Consider the following 18637-nt stretch of genomic DNA (forward strand, 5'->3'; position numbering starts at 1 on the left):
GGTGGCATGGCCTATATGGAACAGTTGCACTCGGGGCTTGAGTCCCTGGTGGCGGCGGCAGAAGCGGGGCGGCGCAGTGCAGATGAGATGCTGGGGCCGATGAATGGCGCCATCAGCGACATCGCTGGCGCTGCCTCGGAGCTGGAGAACATGCCCTTCGTCGGGCCTGTGTTGGGCGCCAAGTTGCAGCGCACGATGCGCAGCATCAGCGCCGCACAGTCCGTGGTCGGTGAGGTGGCGGCCAAGTACAGCCAGGTCGTGACCGCCGCCGCACAGATCCAGCAGCGCCTTGGTGCCCTGCAGGAGCAGACCGCCAAGGCGGGCGCAGCGATCAACCGGATCGGCGGGCAGATCAGCCCGGCCCTGGGCAATATTTTCCCGAGTGAGGCGTTTGCCGAGCCGAGCACTCCGGCGGCCGAGGCGGTGAAGCCCTTTCCACACTTGCTGATCTTGCAGCCGCTGGGGGGCGTTTCTCAGCCTTACTACTTCAACGTCGACACCGCGGCCTTTGACGAGCTGCACCGCCAGACCGGGTTTCGCTGGTCTGGCCAGGAGCGTCTGAGCCGCAGTGTCGCCCAGCAGGCGGTGGGCCAGGGCACTGAGAGCATCACCCTCAAGGGCGCGATCTTTCCGGGGTTCAAGGGCGGGCTCGGGCAGTTGCAGGCGCTGCGTAGCATTGGGAGTCGCTTGCTGCCGTTGAGCCTGACCACTGGCTACGGTGAAGTGCTGGGCACCTGGTGCCTGACCCGCATTGACGAAGATCAGAGCCACCTGCTGGCCGGTGGTATTCCCCGTAAACAAGGCTTTTCACTGGAGTTTGTAAGTTATGGCGACGACCTGCAGAACGTCTGACGGGGACCTGCTCGATACGCTGTGCCAGCAGTACTACGGGCACCTCAATGGCAGTGTCGAGGCGGTGTTGGATGCCAACCAGGGCTTGGCCGACGAAGCACAGCCGTTTCGGGCAGGGGTATTGATCGTGCTGCCCGTCTTGCCGATCCAGGCACAGGCCCTGGTTCAACTGTGGGACTGATTGCCAGCCCCACCCACAGACCCCACCGCGTGTGGGGTTTTCTTTTTCTGGAGCGTGGGCCATGACCCCAGAGTTTCGAATCGTTGCCGACGGCCGGGACATCACCGCCCTGATCAACGACCGGCTGCTGACGCTGCGCACGACGGACAAGCCCGGGATGGAGTCGGATGAATTCGAGCTGCGTATCGATGACCGCGACGGCGCCGTGGCGTTGCCTAAGCGTGGCGCCATCATTGAGGTGTTCATGGGCTACGCCGGCCTGCCGCTGACCCGCCTCGGGCGCTACACGGTGGATGAGGTGGTGGTGACGGGGCCGCCGGACTCTATCGAGATCCGCGGCAAGGCCAGCGACATGCGCGGCAGTGGCAAGACCACCCGCAGTGGCAGTTGGGAAAACGTCCCGTTGCAGCAGATTGTCCATGACCTGGCGGTTCGCAACGGCTGGACGCCCTTGTGCCCGGTCGCCACCAAGGTGCCGCGGGTCGATCAACTCAATGAGTCCGACTTCAACTTCATCACCCGCCTGGCCCGGCAATACGACTGCACCGCCAAGGTGGCTGAAGGCAAGTTGCTGGTGTTGCCCCGCCAGGCCGGGTTGAGTGCCAGCGGCAAGGTGTTGGGGGTGGTTACAGTCACCCGCCGCGACGTGAACCGCTATCAATTCCGCCTGAGCGACGGCAGCACGCAAAAGGCGGTGCAGACCAAGCACCAGGACAAAAAGACCGGAGAACTCAAGGTCGTCGACCTGCGTAACAGCCAGTCGCCCGCCGGTGTGCCGTCCGTGCATACCGATCGGCACCTCTACCCGAACAAGGCCGCCGCCGAGCAGGCGGCCAGTGCGCGCCTGGCGGCTTTCAACCGCAGCACCGCCAGCCTGCGCCTGGACATGCCCGGGCGTACCGACCTGTTTGCGGAACGCATGATCAACGCCCTGGGCTTCAAGGGCGGGCTCGATGGCCAGTACCTGCTGGACTCGGTCGAGCAGTTGTTCAACCCGTCCGGGTGGAGCACCACGGTCGAGTGCAACGCCGGCAAGCAAGGCAAGGCCAAGGCCGCGGGCAAGAAAAAACCCGCCAGCAAGCCGCTCAAAGTGGTGCCGCGGTAAGCCTGCTCGTCGGGCGCTTATTCGGCTTGGCCTAGAGCCCGCGCGTTATTCCCCCTTGTGATGCGGCCAACCCGCAGGAGTCTCTCGATGAAACTCAGCGCTGTTTTCGATCAGCTGCAAAATCACTGCCCCAGCCTCGCTGGGCGCATCCTGGCCGGCGTCGACCTCGACAGCCTGACCAGTCACACCACGCAACCGGTACCGGCGGCGTACATCGCCCCGAGCAACGACCTGGCCACTGCCAACAGTGCCCAAAACGCCCATCGGCAGAGCATCCGCGACCGCTTCGAAGTGCTCCTGCTGCTGGACGCCGGCAACCCGCAGCAGGCCCTGGACCAGCTCCACGACCTGCGCGCCGAACTCTGGCTGGCCCTGGTCGGTTTCAAACCGGGTGCCGAGTACAACCCCATCCAATACGACGGCGGTGAGCGGGTGTCCCTCAACGCCACCCGCTTGCTGTATCGCCTGGTTTTTTTCGCCGAGTTCCAACTGGGACGCAACCTGTCCAGCCAACCGGCGGAAACCTGGCACGAGCGCGAACTGGACGGCTTGCCGTCTTTTACCGGGGTCACGGTGCGGGTCGATGCCATCGACCCGGCCGACCCCAACTTGAAACGTCCAGGGCCTGACGGGCGCCTGGAACTGAGTTTTTCAGGAGAGCTAACGCAATGAGCAAACGCATCACTGTGCTGCCGGTCGCCGGCCGTGCCGTACCGGACCCGGAGGCCGGCGACCTGCTGCCGGCCTCGGGCCGTGAAGTGTCGGACAGCGCCTGGTGGCGCCGACGTCTGGCCGATGGCGATATCACCACCAAAGCCGTGAAGACGGCGAAATCTCAAGGAGCCAAATAATGGCGATCGGTTTCAGCAATATCCCGGCGGACATCCGTGTACCGCTGTTCTACGCCGAGATGGACAACTCGGCAGCCAATAGCGCCTCGTCGGCCATGCGCCGCTTGCTGGTCGCCCAGGTCAATGACAATCAAGCCGGTGACGACCTCGGCAAGCTGGTGCTGGTGTCCAGCGTGGCGCTGGCCAAGAGCATCGGTGGGCAGGGTTCGATGCTTGCCTCGATGTACGAAACCTGGCGCAAGACCGACCCGGTGGGCGAGATCTGGTGCCTGCCGCTGCACAGCACTGAAGGCAGCGTGGCCAAGGCCGAGGTGAAGATCACCGGCGCCGCCAGCGAAAGCGGCCTGCTCAATCTGTACGTCGGTGGCGTGCGGGTGCAGGCGTCCATCGTCAGTGGCGCCACCGCCGCCCAGGCCGCCAGCGCCCTGGCCCTGAAAATCAATGCGGCCGTGGATCTACCGGTGACCGCGGCTGTCGTGGACGCCACCGTGACCCTGAGCGCCAAATGGACCGGCGACAGCGGTAACGACATCAGCCTGCAGTTCAATCGCCTGGGCAAGAGCAATGGCGAAGAGACGCCCGCCGGCCTGACCCTGGTGGTCGGCAAGATGGCCGGTGGCACCGGCGTGCCGGATCAGGTCGCGGCCCTGGCGGCCCTGGGTGACGAGCCCTTCGAGTTCATCTGCATGCCCTGGACCGACACCGCCAGCCTGAACGCCTGGCAAGGTGCGATGGACGACAGCACCGGCCGCTGGTCCTGGGCCAAGCAACTGTTCGGCCACGTCTACAGCGCCAAGCGCGGCACCGTCGGCACCCTGGTGACTGCTGGCCAGGCACGCAACGACCAGCACGTCACCCTCCAGGCCCTGGAAATCGGCGTTCCGCAACCGGTGTGGGTCCAGGCGGCAGCCTTGGCGGCGCGCACCGCGGTGTTTATTTCCGCAGACGCCAGCCGTCCGACCCAAAGCGGCAGCCTGCCCGGTGTCGATCCGGCCCCCGCCAGCGAGCGTTTCACCCTGACCGAGCGCCAGTCGCTGCTCAACTACGGCATCGCTACGGCCTATTACGAAGGCGGTTACGTGCGCATCCAGCGTTCGATCACCACCTACCAGAAGAACGCCTACGGCCAGGCCGACAACTCCTACCTGGACAGCGAAACCATGCACCAGTCGGCGTTTATCGTGCGCCGCCTGCAAAGCGTGATCACCAGCAAGTACGGGCGCCACAAGTTGGCTGCCGACGGCACCCGTTTCGGCGCCGGCCAGCCCATCGTCACCCCGAGCACCATTCGCGGTGAACTGATCGCCCAGTACGCCAAGCTGGAACTGGAAGGCCACGTGGAGAACGCCGAGCTGTTCGCCGAGCACCTGATCGTCGAGCGCGACGTGCAGGACCCGAGCCGAGTCAACGTGCTGTTCCCGCCGGACTACATCAATGGCCTGCGGGTCTTCGCGCTGCTCAACCAGTTCCGTCTGCAGTACGACGCTGCGGCCTGAACCGCCGACCGCACTGCGTCTTTTCAGCCCGCCTTGAGCGGGCTTATTTTTTGGGAGAAACATCATGGGTCAACTGATTGCGGGCACCTGCTACGTCAAAGTGGACGGCGCTCAACTGACCATCAACGGCGGCTGCGAGGCTCCGCTGATGGCCGTCAAACGGGAAACCGTGGTTCCGGGTTTCTACAAGGAAACCGACCTCACCCCGTCCTTCAAGGTCACGGCGTTGCACACCCCGGACTTTCCACTCAAACAGCTGATCGCCGGTTCCGACATGACCGTCACCTGCGAATTCGCCAACGGCAAAGTCTATGTGCTGGCCGGCGCCTACCTGGTGGACGAGCCGGTGGCCAAGGGCGATGACGCCACCATCGAACTGAATTTCGAAGGGCAGAAGGGGACCTGGCAATGAGCAACATCGTGAAGCTGCACGTGCCCATCGACGCCCACGGCGAGCCCTTGAGCGAACTCGCCCTGCGCCGCCCTACGGTGCAGGAAGTGCGCGCGATCAAGGCGCTGCCGTACAAGATCGACAAGAGCGAAGAAGTCAGCCTGGACATGGACATCGCCGCCAAATACATCGCGGTGTGCGCCGGCATTCCACCGTCTTCGGTCAACCAACTGGACCTGGCCGACCTCAACGCCCTGAGCTGGGCGGTGGCGAGTTTTTTCATGAGTGCGGCATCGCAGCCATCGCCGACCTGATCGCTGTCGCCTATGACCTGGCCTGGTTCTGGAAGGTTGACCCCGAACAGATGATGGCCAGGCCACTGGATGTGCTCCGGGAATCCCTGGAGCACGCGCAACGGATCAATGCGATGCAGCAGGTGCAGTGATGGCGAACAAATCAAAGAAAACGAGTGGGAGTAAAACCAGTCAACCGGTGGCCGCCATCGCGGCCGCTGCGGCGGCTGACGCCAAGACGCTGGATTACGAACTGACCGGGGTACGTCTACAGGTCAGCAAGTTCAGGGAACACATGGACGATAACGGACTAGGCGACCTGAATTTTTCGTCGCTGGTTTCGGGTACAGGGTTGATTGCGCCCTTTGTAACGGGCGTGCAGGCGGCGATCAAGGCCGAGAATGAGCTGGCCGTGGCCCATGCCAAGTCTTTGGGGCAGAAAAACTCCAAGGGTGCGCTCGGGGATACGGCGAAGAACCTTAAACAGTTCGATGAGGCCGTCGAGGGCATCTCCAAGAATATCGGTAGCGCCTTGTTGCCAGCCATTAACAACATGGTGACGGGCCTGCAGCCGATGCTGACCAGCATCGGCGAATTTGTAGCGAACAACCCGTCACTGGTTGAAGGCTTGGCTGCCGCCGCCGTGGCGTTTGTGGTGGTGACTGCCGCTGCAATGGGAGCTGCTACGGTGTTTGGTGTGCTGGCGTCTCCCTTGGGGATCGCTGCGGCGGTGGTAGCGGTTGTGGCAGGGCTGATAGTCGCGAATTGGGACCGGATCAAAAGCGCGCTCGAGTGGAGCCCGGTTGAAACGCTGGTCAGCGGGTGGGCTTCTGTGACGGAGTTTTTTTCCGGTCTATGGGCGTCTATTGGCGCTGCAGTGGATAAGGGCTGGGCTGAATTCAAGGCCCTGTTTAATTGGTCGCCGAAAGCGGTGCTTGCAGGGCTTTGGGGCGACCTCAGTGGTTTTCTGATCGGCATCCTGAAGCGGATTCCTGCCGCTGCCGTGCAGGTCAAGGAAACGCTTAAGGAGTTTTTCAGCTGGACGCCGACGATGTTGCTGATCAACAACTGGGCAACGGTTACGGGCTTTTTCAGTGAGACGTGGCAGCAGATCAAGACCCAGGCGTTGGGTCTCTTCGATGAGTTGAAGACAAGGTTCTCCTGGAATCCGATGGTCCTGATCACGGACATCTGGGACTCGCTGGGTGCTTACTTTACCGGGCTCTGGGAGTCCCTGAAGGGAATGGCCTCAGCGTTCATGGACACCTTCAAGTCGGTGTTCGACTGGTCACCTGTGGAAATGGTGAGCCCCTATTGGGACGCGCTGATCGCATGGTTTGTCGGTTGGGGAGAGCAGCTCGAGGTGGTGCTGGCGCCTATCAGGGAGGCCATCAGCGGCATAGGCGGCTTGATGGAGAAGGCCGGCAGCAGTGTACGAGGCTTCTTTGGTTCCCAGGGTTCCGATGCCGAAGGCGGTGCTCAAGTGCCTGGTTTTTTCCGCAAGGATGCCGATCAGGCCTCCAGCGGTTTGGCCCTGTCCAGTTCGTTGCCACAAAGCTCCAGCTCGTTGCTGCAACAGCTGGCGGTGAATAACCGTGCGCAGTTGGAGGGCGGGTTGACCCTGCGCTTTGAAAACGCACCGGCAGGCCTGCGCGCCGAACAGGCCAAGACCAATCAACCCGGCCTGAGCGTGGCCTCGACCATTGGTTATCGCTCACTTTCCCTGGGAGGTTCCTATGCCTGATAACTGGCGTGATCGTTTGTTGCCGGCGTCCTTTCGCGGTGTGGCCTTTTGGGTCGACACGGCGAAAACCCCGGTGGGCCGCAAAGGCCAGTTGCACGAGTATCCCCAGCGCGACCAGGCGTTTTTCGAAGGCTTGGGCCAGCAGACAAAAATCCACGACCTGACGGCCTTTGTTGTCGGCGCCAATTGCCTGGAGCAGCGTGACCAGTTGCTCCAGGCGCTGGAGCAGGGCAGTGGTGAGCTGGTTCACCCCTGGTTGGGGCGGATGCAGGTCAAGGTCGGTGAATGCGAAATGACCCAGACCCGCCAGGACGGCGGGCTGGTGACCTTCAGCCTGAAGTTCTACCCCGCACCGCCGCTGCCGTTCCCGGTGGCGGCGGTCAACACCCAGCAGCAGTTGCTGGTGGCCAGCGACCGCCTGTTGGGCGCGGCGGTGCTGCGCTTTGAGCAGGCGATGGCCTTGATCAAACTGGCGCGGGTCGGGATCGAGGAACTGCGCAAGGGCCTGACCCAGGTCTTCGAAGTGATCCAGAAGGAGTTCAAGCCGCTGATCGAGTTGTATGGGGACGTCACGGCCCTGGTCAAGGCGGTCAAGGCGTTGCCCAAGGAGTTGAGCACGGCGTTCAACGGGCTGCTGGAAGACGTCCGCGGGCTTGAGGATTTTGCCCGCGATGGCTACCGCAAAATGCTCGCCGACCTGTCCCAGCAAGTGGAGTCGGCCAAGCAGGTCGACGTGCCGAAACTGACCACCGGCAAGGACAGCACCGCCACCGCCCAGGCCGTGGCCAACCTGGTCCAGGACGTGCTGCTGGTGCAGATGGCTCGGTTGGCGGCAGCGATGCCGGTGGCCACGCCGGTGGTGAAACTGACCACCACGCCGTCTGTGGCGCAGCAGGCGGCCCAGCCGGTGCAGCGTTTGCAAGTGCCGGTGGCCGACGATGTACTGGCCCTGCGCGAGCGGGTCAACGAGGTGATCTGGCAAGCCGCGCTCAAGGCCGACGCGGTGCATTACCAAGTGCTCAACACCCTGCGCCAGCAATTGCAGTCGCACCTCAATGCCGTGGCTTCGTCGGGGGTGCGGCTGATCAGCCTCAGCCCCAAGCAGAGCATGCCGGCCCTGGTCCTGGCCTATCAGCGCTTTGCCGATGCCACCCGGGTGGGTGAAGTAGTACAGCGCAATCGGGTGGCCCATCCGGGCTTTCTGCCACCGGCTGACGTGCAAGTGGCGCGGGAGTAAGTCATGGATGAATTGGCAAATATCGTCACCCTGACCGTGGACGGCCTGGAGTACAGCGGCTGGAAAAGTGTCGAGATCAGCGCCGACCTGGAGCGGCAATTTCGCACCTTCAGCCTGACCATCACCTGGCAGTGGCCGGGGCAGGACCAGCCGGTGCGGATCCTGCCCGGGGCGCGTTGCCAGGTGCGCATTGGTTGCGACCTGGTGCTCAACGGCTATGTGTTCAAGGCGCCCATCAGCTATGACGACAAGCAGATCAGCCTGAGCATCCAGGGCAGTTCGCTGACCCAGGACCTGGTGGACTGCGCGGCGCTCAACCAGCCCGGGCAGTGGCGCCAGCAAGACCTGCTGAGCATCGTGCGGGCCCTGGCCGGCACTTACGGGGTGGGCGTGCGCAGCGAAATTGCGCCCACTAGCAAGTTGCACACCCACAGCATTGTCCCGGGGGAGACGGTGTTCGCGTCCATCGATCGCTTGCTGACCCTGTACCGGGTGTTCTCCACCGACGATGCCGAAGGCAATTTGCTGCTGGCGGCGCCGGGCAGTGGCGGGCGCGCCAGCGACGTGCTGGAGCTGGGCAAGAACATTCTCTCGGCCCAGGCAGCGATGGATTTCAGCAGCCAGTTCTCCGAGTACCGGGTGATTGGCCAGCACAAGGGCAGCGACCAGAAAAGCGGCGCGGCGGTCAGCGAGGTGTTTGGCCAGGCCAAGGACCCCAAGGTCTTGCGCAAACGCATCACGGTGATCAGCGAAGCCGCCCAGTTGAGCCCGGAACTGGCCCAGCAACGGGCCAACTGGGAAAGCGTGAGCCGCGCCGGCAAGGCCCTGAGCACGGTCTACCGGGTCCAGGGTTGGCGCCAGGCCAACGGTGATTTGTGGCGGCACAACACCCTGGTGCGAGTGATCGACCCGGTGCTGGGTTTCGATCAGGACCTGCTGATTTCCAAGGTCACCTACACGCTGTCCGAGCAGGGGTCGGTCACCACCTTGGCGGTGGCGCCACCCCATACCTTTGACGCCAACCCCACCCCGGCGAAAACCCAGAAGCCGGCTTCTGCGTAACCTCGCGGGCCTGAAGGAATTCAACATGAGCTTACTGACACGCCTGTTGGCGCGCGGCACCGTCGTGCTCGTCAATTCGGCCAATAAACTGCAATCGCTACAGATGCGCCTGACCGCCGGGGAAGTGAACGACGACATGGAGCATTTCGAGCCCTATGGCTTCACCAGCAACCCGCTGGCGGGCGCCGAGGGCATTGCCACCTTTCTCGGGGGCGACCGTTCCCATGCTGTGGTGCTGGTGGTCGCTGACCGCCGCTACCGCCTCAAGGCCCTGGCGCCGGGGGAAGTGGCGATCTACACCGACGAGGGCGACAAGGTTCACTTCAAGCGTGGGCGGGTCATCGAGATTGAAACCGACACCTTGAACATCCGCGCGCCACGGCGGTGAACATCGATACGCCGACCCTGACCCAGAGCGGCCGAATCGTTTCCCAGGGCGACCAGGTCGCCGCCGGCATCAGCCAGATCAACCACCTGCACTCGGGCGTTCAGCCGGGCCCGGGCCAGACCGGCGCGCGGTGGGAGGTTGAAGATGTTTGCCAGTGACAACCTGAAACAGGCCCTGACCCGTTCGGTGCTGATCAGCCTCTATACCTGGCGCCGCGCCGCCGATGACGATGCCCTCGACGATGAGGAGCGTTTCGGCTGGTGGGGCGACAGTTTTCCCAGTGTTGCCGACGACCGCATCGGCTCGCGCCTGTGGCTGCTGCGCCGGGTCAAGCTGACCCGGCAAACCCAGCTCGACGCCGAGTTCTATGCCCGTGAAGCCCTGCAATGGCTGGTTGAAGACGGCCATTGCAGCGCGGTCGAAATCCTCAGCGAGCGCCTCGACGCCCAGCGTTTGAATCTGCGCACGGTGCTGGTGCTGGCGGATGGCGAGCGCCTGGACATCAACCCCAATCACAGTTGGCAGGTGACCTATGCCGTTTGAAACCCCTTCGCTGCCGGTGCTGATCAAGCGCACCCAAAGCGACCTGGCCAGCGATGCGCTGCGCCAGTCCGATGCGCAAGTGCTGGCGCGCACCCTCAGTGGTGCCGCCTTTGGCCTGTACGGTTATCTGGATTGGATCGCCGAGCAGATCCTGCCGGACACCGCCGATGAGCCGACCCTGGAGCGCATGGCGATCCTGCGCCTCAACCAACCGCGCAAAGCCGCCCAGGGCGCCACCGGCAGTGTCAGCTTTACGGCCGCTGCCGGTGCGGTGCTGGATGTCGACACCTTGCTGCAGAGCAGCGACGGTCGCAGCTACAAAGTGACCGCCGCGGTCACCACCCGTGCCGGTCTTAACAGTGCCTCGATCGCTGCGGTGGACGCCGGTGTTTTGGGCAACGCCGACGCCGGGCTGGAGCTGATTCCGGTGCAGCCGGTGCAGGGGGTGGGCAACCTGTTCACGGTGCTGGCGCCGGGCCTGACCGGCGGGCTGGCCGAGGAAAGCCTCGAGTCCCTGCGGGCCCGGGTGATTCGTTCCTACCGAATCATTCCCCACGGCGGCTCGGCGGATGACTACGAAACCTGGGCTCTGGAATGCGCGGGGATTACCCGTGCCTGGTGTCGCCCGCGTTACCTGGCGCCAGACGATAAAACCGGCCCGGTGGCGGTCACGGTCTTTGTCATGCGTGATGACGATCCGCAACCGGTTCCCAATGACCAGCAACTGGCACTGGTCAAGGCCTACATCGACGGCCTGCGCCCGGTGACGGCCGAGGTGGATGTGCAGCGCCCCGACATCACGCCGGTGCACTACAACCTGCGTTTGAGCCCCGACACCAGTGCGGTGCGTGCTGCCGTCGAGGCCCAGCTGCGGGACCTGCATGAGCGTGAAGGTGGCCTTGGGGAAACCCTGCTGCTGACCCATATCGCCGAAGCCATCAGCAGCGCCGCCGGTGAGCACGACCACCGTTTGTTGGCACCCACGGCGGATGTGCTGGCGGGCGGCAACAAGTTGCTGGTGTTTGGAGAATGCCAATGGCAGGACTAAGAAACGCCGCCCAGTACCTGAGCCAACTGCGCAGCTTGCTGCCCAGCGGCCCGGCCTGGGAGCCCGAGCACGTCCCGCAGTTGCAGCAGGTGCTGCAAGGCATTGCCCAGGAACTGGCGCGCATCGACGCGCGGGCCGTCGACCTGCAAAACGAGATGGACCCGGCCAGCGTCAGCGAGTTGGTGGCGGATTGGGAACAGGTCATGAACTTGCCCGACCCCTGCCTGGGGGCAACGCCGCTGTTCGATGATCGTCGCCTGGCGGTGCGCCGACGCTTGCTTGCCGTGGGCAGCCAGCGCGCCGCCTACTTCGTCGAAATCGCCCGCAGCCAGGGTTACCCCAATGCCAGCGTCACCGAACTGCGCACCCCGCGCATGGGGCGCTCGCGTTTCGGTGATGCGCATTTCGGCACCTGGCAGGCGCAATTCATGTGGACCCTCAACACCGGTGGCCGCCTGCAACTGGGGCGGCGATTTGGCGCCAGCTATTGGGGGGAACGTTTTGGCATGAGTCCGGGGAGTGCCCTGGAATGCATGATTCATCGCAGTGCACCGGCGCATACCCGGGTGCACATCAATTATGACTAGGGGATAGAAGCGTGGATTATCCAAAGAGTGTGCCCAGTGTTGGGCTGAAGGACGGCAAGTTCATCGACGAAAACCCGGTGACCGGGCAGGTCGGTTCGCTGATTTCCTCCGAGTGGGGCAATGCGGTCACCGACGAGTTGCTGAACGTGATTCGGGCCGGTGGCGAGGAGCCTGCCGAGGCCGAGCACGACCAGTTGCTGGCGGCGATCAAGGTCATTGTCAAAGACAACATTCCACCGGAACAAGTCAGGACCACCCTGGCCCAATACGGCATCACCGATGCGTACACCAAGTCGGTGACCTACACCAAGGCCGAGATCGAGGCCTTGCTGAAGAACATGTCGGCATTGCCGGTGGGCGCCATGGTGCCGTTCCCCACAGGCACGGTGCCGGCGGGGTTCCTGGAAGTGAATGGCAGCGTGCAGAGTGCCGCGGAATATCCGGATCTGGCGGCGTACCTGGGGACCACCTTCAATACCGGTGGGGAAGCGGCGGGCGTCTTCCGTTTGCCTGAGTCGCGGGGGGAGTTCCTGCGGGGTTGGGATCATGGGCGAGGGGTGGATGCGGGTCGGGCGATTGGTAGCTTGCAAGCTGCAGAAATGGCTGCCCACTCGCACTACAACAGTCTGCGGGCATCAGCTGAAGGTAACATTTTGGCGCTGACGGTCTTTGGGGCGCCTTCGTCTGTTGGGAGTAGTCGAGTATTTCAAACGAGCACGGGCAACTACGCGGATGCGGGCAACTATCCGGTCTCAACCACCGGCGGCGCTGAAACCCGTCCCCGCAACCTGGCGGTGATGTGGTGCATCAAGGCTTGGAATGCGCCGATCAATCAGGGAAATATCGATATTGCGGCGTTGGCGGCGCTGTTGGTTTCTGCAACAGCTACACGGAGTGGTCTTGTCAGGCTTGCCACTTCGGTGGAGCTTGTAGCAGGCACGGACATGGAGCGGGTTGTTACGCCTGCAGTGCTCGAGTCTGCTCGTCCGAAAAAAGGAGACTGTACCGGTTGGGTCAATTTCAACGGAACAGGCACCGTTTCAATTCGTGACTCTTATAACTGCCTTTCCATTACGGACAACGGAACTGGCGATTTCACATGTAACTGGATTAACCAGGCCGTTGCTAGTTATTCCTTTTCGTCCGGAGCTTCGCTCGCTCAAAACTCGGGCGCTGTGTCGTTGCGAGTGCCTGAGTCCGGGGCAATCTACAGCGCTACGCAGTTGCGATTGTTATGCTCTGCCGGCGCTGGTTCTGTTTTCGATCCTATCTATGGCTCGGTTCAAATTTTCGGGGGTAAGTCATGAGTCACGTGATTATTTTCCAGCCTGTGGATATGCCGGTTGCAATTATGAGGGCTGCCCCTGAGGCGGCAGTCTTTCCACTTGAACGTGTTGGCCAGCATGGCGTGCCCGACGGCCTGCCGTTTTGGATCGTTGCCGAGTCCAGTATCCCTGTAGATGGGCCTCTGCGTAATGCTTGGGAAATTGACGTGACCACTATGGGGGATCCGTTTGGCGTTGGAGACATAGTTGCTTTTAACGCCTGGTGGAGCGAAGAAACTCAGCGTGCGGCAGCCATTGAAGGGGGTGAGGCATGATTGTTGTAAATCGAGAAAAGGCTGAGGTATTGACGTTTGATCGTTTGCGTCTGGAGCGTGAGCCTTTGTGGGCTGACTTGGATTTACAGGTTATGCGGGCCCTTGAGGATGGCCAGGATACGGCCGAGATCGTAGCGAAGAAAAAGGCTCTACGCGATGTAACGGAAATCGATCTTTCCGTGTTGAGCATCGAGCAATTGGCGGTTCTTACCGTTGCGCAGGCCATCGCACTTTACCCCGTGGTGCCACCCCGTATCGCCGAACACATCGAATAAACGCCCCGCACCGTCGGGGCGTTTTCTTTCCTGGCTTCCGAGTCCCAACCTATGCAGATCACTGAGCAACACCTGCAACAGATCATGCCCAACGCCCGCCGCCAAGCGGGCGTTTTTGTTTCCGTGCTGAATGCGGCCATGGCTCATCGACAGATCACCACGCCAAAACGCCAGGCGGCGTTTCTGGCGCAGATCGGTCATGAGTCCGGTCAGTTGCAATACGTACGCGAATTGGGCAGTGAACAGTATCTGAGCAAATACGACACCGGCACCTTGGCCGCACGCCTGGGCAATACTCCGGAGGCCGATGGCGATGGCCAGCGCTTCCGCGGCCGCGGCCTGATCCAGATCACCGGGCGCAGCAATTACCGCCAATGCAGCCTCGGGCTGTTTGGCGATGAGCGCCTGCTGGAACTGCCGGAGCTGTTGGAGCAAGCACAATGGGCCGCCGAGTCGGCGGCCTGGTTCTGGGAGCGCGGCGGGCTCAATGCCCTGGCCGATCGCGATGAGTTCAACAGCATTACCCGTCGGATCAATGGCGGGTTGAACGGGTTGCAGGATCGCCTGCAGCTCTGGGCCAGGGCGAGGGCGGTGCTATGCCAGCCTTCGGCCTGATCCCGGGTTCCTGGCGAGTGGTTGCGGTCGTGGTGTTGCTGGCCTTGGTGGCGGGCGGCGCTTCGACCCTGACCTGGCAGATTCTCGATGGGCGCTACGCTCGCCGGCTGTCAGAGCAGGCCTGGTTGCACAGTGAAGCCTTGAACCAAGCCACCCTGGCGGCCGCTGCCCAGCAGCGTGCCGAGCAGGCCAAACACCTGGCGCTGGAGCAACAGCTTCAAGCCAATGACCATGCTTATTACCGAGCCTTGAGCGATGCACAACGTGATCAAGGTCGCCTGCGCGACCGCCTTGCCACTGCTGATCTGCGCTTGTCAGTCCTCCTCGATAGCACCGATGCCGCCGTCGCTGGTCCAGTGCCTGCCGCCTCCGCCGGCACCGGCCTGGTTCATGGAGGCGCACGAGCCCGACTTGACCCGGCGCATGCTCAACGAATTGTCGCCATCACCGACGCCGGTGACCGCGGATTGATTGCGTTGCAGGCATGCCAGGCGTATGTCAGGGCCATCACGCGTTAATCTTTTGACCCGATCGCTGCCTTGCAAGCCTCGGCTGCTCGTGTACGGTAAGCCTCACGCCCGTCCCATCAGGAGAGCACCGTGAAAGAAATTACCCAGCTTGCCGCTGAACTTGGCCGGCGTTTGCAGGTTCTGAATGCCCACGTCACCACGGCGGAGTCCTGCACCGGAGGCGGTATTGCCGAGGCGATCACCCGGATTCCGGGAAGCTCGGCCTGGTTTGAGGCTGGCTACGTTACCTATTCCAACCGCCAGAAAACCCAGCAGTTGAATGTACCGAGCGAGTTCTTCACGTCAGTGGGGGCGGTCAGTCGTGAGGTGGTGGAGGCGATGGTGCGCGGCGCCCAGGAGAAAAGCCTGGCGCATTTCGCCGTGGCGGTCAGTGGCGTGGCCGGGCCGGACGGTGGTTCACCACAGAAACCGGTGGGTACGGTGTGGCTCGCCTGGGGCGCTGGCGAGACGCTGGTCAGTGAGTGCCGGTTCTTCCCGGGGAATCGGGATGAAGTCCGCCGACAAACGGTGAAGGCCGCCCTAGAGGGCTTGCTGCAACATGCAGCGGCAGAAATCGCAAATCAGGGGTAGGCGATCTTCGAGCGCTGTGGAATAATACTGGCTACTTATACAGGTGTTGGCCGTCAGGCCTTATTGATTACGTGAGGACTTTAATGGACGACAACAAGAAGAAAGCCTTGGCTGCGGCCCTGGGTCAGATCGAACGTCAATTCGGCAAGGGTGCCGTAATGCGTATGGGCGATCAGGACCGTCAGGCGATCCCGGCTATTTCCACTGGCTCTCTGGGTCTGGACATCGCGCTCGGCATTGGCGGTCTGCCAAAAGGCCGTATCGTTGAAATCTACGGTCCTGAATCTTCCGGTAAAACCACCCTGACCTTGTCGGTCATTGCCCAGGCACAAAAAGCCGGCGCTACCTGCGCCTTCGTTGACGCCGAGCACGCACTGGACCCGGAATACGCCGGCAAGCTGGGGGTCAACGTTGATGACCTGCTGGTTTCGCAGCCAGACACTGGCGAACAAGCCCTGGAAATCACCGACATGCTGGTGCGCTCCAACGCGGTCGACGTGATCATCGTCGACTCCGTGGCAGCCCTGGTGCCAAAGGCCGAGATCGAAGGCGAGATGGGCGACATGCACGTGGGCCTGCAAGCCCGTCTGATGTCCCAGGCGCTGCGTAAAATCACCGGTAACATCAAGAACGCCAATTGCCTGGTGATCTTCATCAACCAGATCCGGATGAAGATCGGCGTGATGTTCGGCAGCCCGGAAACCACCACCGGTGGTAACGCGCTGAAGTTCTACGCTTCGGTCCGCCTGGACATCCGTCGTACTGGTGCGGTGAAAGATGGCGATGAAGTCGTAGGCAGTGAAACCCGCGTCAAGGTTGTGAAGAACAAAGTAGCTTCGCCGTTCCGTCAGGCCGAGTTCCAGATTCTTTACGGCAAGGGCATCTACCTCAATGGCGAAATGATCGACTTGGGCGTGTTGCACGGTTTCGTCGAGAAGTCCGGTGCCTGGTATGCCTACAACGGCAACAAGATCGGTCAGGGCAAGGCCAACTCGGCCAAGTTCCTGCAAGACAATCCGGACATCGCAGCGGCTCTTGAGAAGCAGATCCGCGACAAGCTGCTGACTCCGACTCCGGATGTCAAAGCTTCGCTGGCCAAAGAAAGCGTTGATGACCTGGCCGACGCTGATATCTGATTGATCCGATGACCGCCGTACTCGATACCCTCGTCGCTGTGCGGCGAACCGCAATGGACCTGCTCGCGCGACGCGAGCATGGTCGAGTCGAGCTGACGCGTAAACTGCGTCAGCGCGGCGCCCCTCCTGAAATGATCGAAACAGCGCTCGACCGCTTGACGGAAGACGGGCTGTTGTCCGAATCGCGTTACCTCGAAAGCTTTGTTTCCTACCGTGCCCGATCCGGCTACGGCCCTATGCGCATTCGTGAAGAGCTGAGTCAGCGTGGCTTGCAGCGTGGCGATATTGACCTCGCCCTGCGTGAGTGCGGTATTGACTGGCAGGAGCAATTGCAGGATGTCTGGCAGCGCAAGTTCGCCGGGCACTTGCCGATCGACGCTCGTGAGCGTGCCAAGCAAGGTCGCTTCCTGAGTTATCGGGGTTATTCCATGGACATGATCGGCCGCTTGTTGAGCGGCCGAAGTGTGGACGATTGATGGGCTGACAGGCCCGCAGTCTGAATGGCGGGCCGGTGTCTGTTGATCAAGTGGCCTTGATCGGTTCTCGTGCCGGTTGTTGGGCCCGGGTCTGAGTTTTAGCCCAGTTTTCCGGCAGGTTGATGAAGTCGATCAGTTCACGCAGACGGCCGTTGTTGCGGGCGTTGAAGGTGAACGACAGTCGTGGCAGGTGACTGAACTGCACGTCGTCCTGTTCCTCGCCACTGTAGGCATGTTGATGAAAGTGATCGCTCAGGCATAGGTCGGCGAAGGCCGCTTGCATGTGTTGCAGCGCCTGCTCGCTCAACGTGTGATTCATGCGAATCACGAACTGATGCTTCAGCCAGCGGCTGGAGTGGAAGTTGCTGTAGAACTGGTTGATTTCTGCCACGGCCTCTTCGGTGCTGTGCACCAGGCGCACCAGTTTCATGTCGGCCGGCAGGATGTAGTGGTTGGCTTCCAGTTGGTTCTGGATAAAGTCCAGGGCGCCTTGCCAGAACTGGCCGCCCGGGGCGTCCAGTAGCACCACCGGCACCAAAGGGCTCTTGCCCGTCTGAATCAACGTCAGTACTTCCAGCGCTTCGTCCAGGGTGCCAAAGCCACCGGGGCAGAGCACCAGAGCGTCGGCTTCTTTGACGAAGAACAGCTTGCGGGTAAAAAAGAAGTGGAACGACAGCAAATTGTCCGTGCCGTCTACCGTGGAGTTCGCGTGCTGCTCAAAGGGTAGGGTGATGTTGAACCCCAGGCTATGCCCAAGACCGGCACCTTCATGGGCTGCGGCCATGATGCCGCCACCGGCGCCAGTGATCACCATCAGGTCGGAGCGAGCCAGGGCGGCCCCCAGTTCCCGTGCCATGCCATAGAGCGGGTGTTCAATCGGTGTGCGCGCCGAGCCGAAGACCGTCACTTTGCGTCGGCCCTTGAATTGCTCAAGCACGCGAAAGGCGTGTTCCAGCTCGCGCAGGGCCTGCAGGGTGATTTTTGCGTTCCAGCGGTTGAGGTCATCCTGGGCCATGCGCAGGACGGTGAGGATCATGTCGCGATAAAGAGGAATATTAGGGCTGTTAGGAGCAATCAGGTTGAGTTGCTCTTCGACCTTGTTTGTCAGGTCGCCACCGTTGTTCTGAAAATGATGACTGAGGAGGTCATTCGGTTGGTAAGGCATTCAGCTTCTCCTTCTGCATAGAACCCCAGGCCCGGCCGAGAAATTCGGCCGCTCCACGACACGGCTTGTGTCGCTGCCAGCTCAGGCGTGAGCCCGGCTGGTTCACCTGACTCGATGGGGCCATGAAACATCGGCGCCGCTGATCGAGTCACTCATACAGGTCCTATTTTTCCTTGATGTTAGAAGATATTCGCATCGCAAGACTCGGATGGGCGATCCCTCCTGATCGGCCTGGAGCGTTAGTGTGATGACTGGGAAACCCGAGCAGTGATGCCCCTGCACTGAGTCGATCATGTGCCCATAAAGTCTTGCCTGGCAACCGCTTGTTGCTGATTTGCCAGGGGCTTTTGCCGCTGGTCAGAAGGCACTCTAACCGCTCACGGCTCTGATTTACTAAGGTACAACGCCAACAAGACATCTCGGCGTCAGGAGCAGGCGCAAGGGGGCTGATGATGCTGATCGGCGTGCACGAGCGAGGGCAAGGAGGCGGAG

General features: G+C 62.0%; 23 protein-coding genes and 1 pseudogene. 23 read left to right on the forward strand and 1 reads right to left on the reverse strand.

From position 1 onward, the window contains the following. Nucleotides 1-6 precede the first annotated feature (6 nt). The 23 genes and pseudogenes from M1B35_RS27565 to recX all read left to right on the forward strand — a co-directional run bounded on the left by M1B35_RS27565 (nt 7) and on the right by recX (nt 16980). The gene (locus M1B35_RS27565) at nt 7-852 is read left to right on the forward strand and encodes a phage tail protein (RefSeq protein ID WP_123336625.1); all 846 of its coding nucleotides are present in this window, start codon (nt 7-9) and stop codon (nt 850-852) included. Next, nucleotides 827-1033 carry a tail protein X gene (locus tag M1B35_RS27570; RefSeq protein WP_268263637.1) on the forward strand — a complete coding sequence of 69 codons (207 nt, stop codon included), beginning with the start codon at nt 827-829 and terminating at the stop codon, nt 1031-1033. The genes M1B35_RS27565 and M1B35_RS27570 overlap by 26 nt, the downstream gene beginning before the upstream one ends. Nucleotides 1034-1094: 61 nt before the next feature. Then, entirely contained in the window at nt 1095-2138 is a 1044-nt protein-coding gene (locus M1B35_RS27575) for a phage late control D family protein (RefSeq protein ID WP_268263638.1), read from the forward strand. An 87-nt stretch (nt 2139-2225) separates the two neighbouring features. Further along, nucleotides 2226-2810, forward strand: a complete 585-nt coding sequence (locus tag M1B35_RS27580; protein WP_268263639.1) for a phage tail terminator protein — start codon at nt 2226-2228, stop codon at nt 2808-2810. Beyond that, a complete protein-coding gene (locus M1B35_RS27585; protein WP_123336617.1) occupies nt 2807-2989 on the forward strand; it encodes a DUF2635 domain-containing protein in 183 nt (60 codons plus the stop codon). Before M1B35_RS27580 ends, M1B35_RS27585 begins: the two co-directional genes overlap by 4 nt. Continuing rightward, complete coding sequence (locus M1B35_RS27590; protein WP_123336615.1) at nt 2989-4485, forward strand: phage tail sheath subtilisin-like domain-containing protein; 1497 nt, start codon at nt 2989-2991, stop codon at nt 4483-4485. Before M1B35_RS27585 ends, M1B35_RS27590 begins: the two co-directional genes overlap by 1 nt. 64 nt (nt 4486-4549) lie before the next feature. Next, entirely contained in the window at nt 4550-4897 is a 348-nt protein-coding gene (locus M1B35_RS27595) for a phage tail tube protein (protein ID WP_123336613.1), read from the forward strand. Next, nucleotides 4894-5190: a phage tail assembly protein gene (locus M1B35_RS27600; RefSeq protein ID WP_123336612.1), complete on the forward strand. Its 297-nt coding sequence runs from the start codon at nt 4894-4896 to the stop codon at nt 5188-5190. Before M1B35_RS27595 ends, M1B35_RS27600 begins: the two co-directional genes overlap by 4 nt. A gap of 130 nt (nt 5191-5320) precedes the next feature. Beyond that, nucleotides 5321-6913: a phage tail tape measure protein gene (locus M1B35_RS27605; RefSeq protein WP_268263640.1), complete on the forward strand. Its 1593-nt coding sequence runs from the start codon at nt 5321-5323 to the stop codon at nt 6911-6913. Continuing rightward, the gene (locus tag M1B35_RS27610; protein ID WP_123336606.1) at nt 6906-8150 is read left to right on the forward strand and encodes a DNA circularization protein; all 1245 of its coding nucleotides are present in this window, start codon (nt 6906-6908) and stop codon (nt 8148-8150) included. The genes M1B35_RS27605 and M1B35_RS27610 overlap by 8 nt, the downstream gene beginning before the upstream one ends. Nucleotides 8151-8153: 3 nt before the next feature. Beyond that, the gene (locus M1B35_RS27615; protein ID WP_123336604.1) at nt 8154-9212 is read left to right on the forward strand and encodes a phage baseplate assembly protein; all 1059 of its coding nucleotides are present in this window, start codon (nt 8154-8156) and stop codon (nt 9210-9212) included. A 25-nt stretch (nt 9213-9237) separates the two neighbouring features. Further along, nucleotides 9238-9758 (forward strand): annotated as a pseudogene (locus tag M1B35_RS27620) (phage baseplate assembly protein V). Continuing rightward, complete coding sequence (locus M1B35_RS27625) at nt 9745-10143, forward strand: phage GP46 family protein (protein ID WP_123336600.1); 399 nt, start codon at nt 9745-9747, stop codon at nt 10141-10143. Before M1B35_RS27620 ends, M1B35_RS27625 begins: the two are co-directional and overlap by 14 nt. Continuing rightward, nucleotides 10133-11191 (forward strand): baseplate J/gp47 family protein, encoded by a 1059-nt coding sequence (locus tag M1B35_RS27630; protein WP_123336598.1) that lies wholly within the window; start codon nt 10133-10135, stop codon nt 11189-11191. Before M1B35_RS27625 ends, M1B35_RS27630 begins: the two co-directional genes overlap by 11 nt. Then, nucleotides 11179-11778 (forward strand): YmfQ family protein, encoded by a 600-nt coding sequence (locus tag M1B35_RS27635; protein WP_123336596.1) that lies wholly within the window; start codon nt 11179-11181, stop codon nt 11776-11778. The genes M1B35_RS27630 and M1B35_RS27635 overlap by 13 nt, the downstream gene beginning before the upstream one ends. A gap of 11 nt (nt 11779-11789) precedes the next feature. Continuing rightward, entirely contained in the window at nt 11790-13085 is a 1296-nt protein-coding gene (locus M1B35_RS32070; protein ID WP_341870165.1) for a phage tail protein, read from the forward strand. Then, complete coding sequence (locus M1B35_RS27645; protein ID WP_148053491.1) at nt 13082-13378, forward strand: hypothetical protein; 297 nt, start codon at nt 13082-13084, stop codon at nt 13376-13378. Before M1B35_RS32070 ends, M1B35_RS27645 begins: the two co-directional genes overlap by 4 nt. Next, nucleotides 13375-13653, forward strand: a complete 279-nt coding sequence (locus M1B35_RS27650; protein ID WP_123336592.1) for a hypothetical protein — start codon at nt 13375-13377, stop codon at nt 13651-13653. The genes M1B35_RS27645 and M1B35_RS27650 overlap by 4 nt, the downstream gene beginning before the upstream one ends. Before the next feature lie 51 nt (nt 13654-13704). Next, a complete protein-coding gene (locus M1B35_RS27655) occupies nt 13705-14268 on the forward strand; it encodes a glycoside hydrolase family 19 protein (protein WP_123336589.1) in 564 nt (187 codons plus the stop codon). Then, nucleotides 14250-14786: a lysis system spanin subunit gene (locus tag M1B35_RS27660; RefSeq protein ID WP_123336587.1), complete on the forward strand. Its 537-nt coding sequence runs from the start codon at nt 14250-14252 to the stop codon at nt 14784-14786. The genes M1B35_RS27655 and M1B35_RS27660 overlap by 19 nt, the downstream gene beginning before the upstream one ends. An 81-nt stretch (nt 14787-14867) precedes the next feature. Further along, on the forward strand, nt 14868-15368 hold the full coding sequence (locus M1B35_RS27665) for a CinA family protein (protein ID WP_123336585.1): 501 nt from the start codon (nt 14868-14870) through the stop codon (nt 15366-15368). Between the two features lie 83 nt (nt 15369-15451). After that, nucleotides 15452-16504 (forward strand): recombinase RecA, encoded by a 1053-nt coding sequence (gene recA / locus M1B35_RS27670; RefSeq protein WP_123336583.1) that lies wholly within the window; start codon nt 15452-15454, stop codon nt 16502-16504. An 8-nt stretch (nt 16505-16512) separates the two neighbouring features. Then, a complete protein-coding gene (recX, locus tag M1B35_RS27675; RefSeq protein ID WP_268263641.1) occupies nt 16513-16980 on the forward strand; it encodes a recombination regulator RecX in 468 nt (155 codons plus the stop codon). Between the two features lie 46 nt (nt 16981-17026). Here the strand turns inward: recX and M1B35_RS27680 are convergent, their stop codons facing one another. Then, on the reverse strand, nt 17027-18145 hold the full coding sequence (locus M1B35_RS27680; protein WP_268263642.1) for an LOG family protein: 1119 nt from the start codon (nt 18143-18145) through the stop codon (nt 17027-17029). Between the last annotated feature and the right edge of the window lie 492 nt (nt 18146-18637).

The sequence above is a fragment of the Pseudomonas morbosilactucae genome (assembly GCF_023241665.1).
Lineage (GTDB): Bacteria > Pseudomonadota > Gammaproteobacteria > Pseudomonadales > Pseudomonadaceae > Aquipseudomonas > Aquipseudomonas morbosilactucae.

Excerpts from the sequence above, each read along its gene's own strand:
- M1B35_RS27600 (WP_123336612.1), top strand. The coding sequence starts at position 4,894 with ATGAGCAACATCGTGAAGCTGCACGTGCCCATCGACGCCCACGGCGAG.
- M1B35_RS27655 (WP_123336589.1), top strand. The coding sequence starts at position 13,705 with ATGCAGATCACTGAGCAACACCTGCAACAGATCATGCCCAACGCCCGC.
- M1B35_RS27680 (WP_268263642.1), bottom strand. The coding sequence starts at position 18,145 with ATGCCTTACCAACCGAATGACCTCCTCAGTCATCATTTTCAGAACAAC.
- recX (WP_268263641.1), top strand. The coding sequence starts at position 16,513 with ATGACCGCCGTACTCGATACCCTCGTCGCTGTGCGGCGAACCGCAATG.
- M1B35_RS27625 (WP_123336600.1), top strand. The coding sequence starts at position 9,745 with ATGTTTGCCAGTGACAACCTGAAACAGGCCCTGACCCGTTCGGTGCTG.
- M1B35_RS27570 (WP_268263637.1), top strand. The coding sequence starts at position 827 with ATGGCGACGACCTGCAGAACGTCTGACGGGGACCTGCTCGATACGCTG.
- M1B35_RS27635 (WP_123336596.1), top strand. The coding sequence starts at position 11,179 with ATGGCAGGACTAAGAAACGCCGCCCAGTACCTGAGCCAACTGCGCAGC.
- M1B35_RS27595 (WP_123336613.1), top strand. The coding sequence starts at position 4,550 with ATGGGTCAACTGATTGCGGGCACCTGCTACGTCAAAGTGGACGGCGCT.
- M1B35_RS27565 (WP_123336625.1), top strand. The coding sequence starts at position 7 with ATGGCCTATATGGAACAGTTGCACTCGGGGCTTGAGTCCCTGGTGGCG.
- M1B35_RS27590 (WP_123336615.1), top strand. The coding sequence starts at position 2,989 with ATGGCGATCGGTTTCAGCAATATCCCGGCGGACATCCGTGTACCGCTG.
- M1B35_RS27630 (WP_123336598.1), top strand. The coding sequence starts at position 10,133 with ATGCCGTTTGAAACCCCTTCGCTGCCGGTGCTGATCAAGCGCACCCAA.
- M1B35_RS27615 (WP_123336604.1), top strand. The coding sequence starts at position 8,154 with ATGGATGAATTGGCAAATATCGTCACCCTGACCGTGGACGGCCTGGAG.
- M1B35_RS27610 (WP_123336606.1), top strand. The coding sequence starts at position 6,906 with ATGCCTGATAACTGGCGTGATCGTTTGTTGCCGGCGTCCTTTCGCGGT.
- M1B35_RS27660 (WP_123336587.1), top strand. The coding sequence starts at position 14,250 with ATGCCAGCCTTCGGCCTGATCCCGGGTTCCTGGCGAGTGGTTGCGGTC.
- recA (WP_123336583.1), top strand. The coding sequence starts at position 15,452 with ATGGACGACAACAAGAAGAAAGCCTTGGCTGCGGCCCTGGGTCAGATC.
- M1B35_RS27650 (WP_123336592.1), top strand. The coding sequence starts at position 13,375 with ATGATTGTTGTAAATCGAGAAAAGGCTGAGGTATTGACGTTTGATCGT.
- M1B35_RS27605 (WP_268263640.1), top strand. The coding sequence starts at position 5,321 with ATGGCGAACAAATCAAAGAAAACGAGTGGGAGTAAAACCAGTCAACCG.
- M1B35_RS27580 (WP_268263639.1), top strand. The coding sequence starts at position 2,226 with ATGAAACTCAGCGCTGTTTTCGATCAGCTGCAAAATCACTGCCCCAGC.
- M1B35_RS27585 (WP_123336617.1), top strand. The coding sequence starts at position 2,807 with ATGAGCAAACGCATCACTGTGCTGCCGGTCGCCGGCCGTGCCGTACCG.
- M1B35_RS27645 (WP_148053491.1), top strand. The coding sequence starts at position 13,082 with ATGAGTCACGTGATTATTTTCCAGCCTGTGGATATGCCGGTTGCAATT.
- M1B35_RS27575 (WP_268263638.1), top strand. The coding sequence starts at position 1,095 with ATGACCCCAGAGTTTCGAATCGTTGCCGACGGCCGGGACATCACCGCC.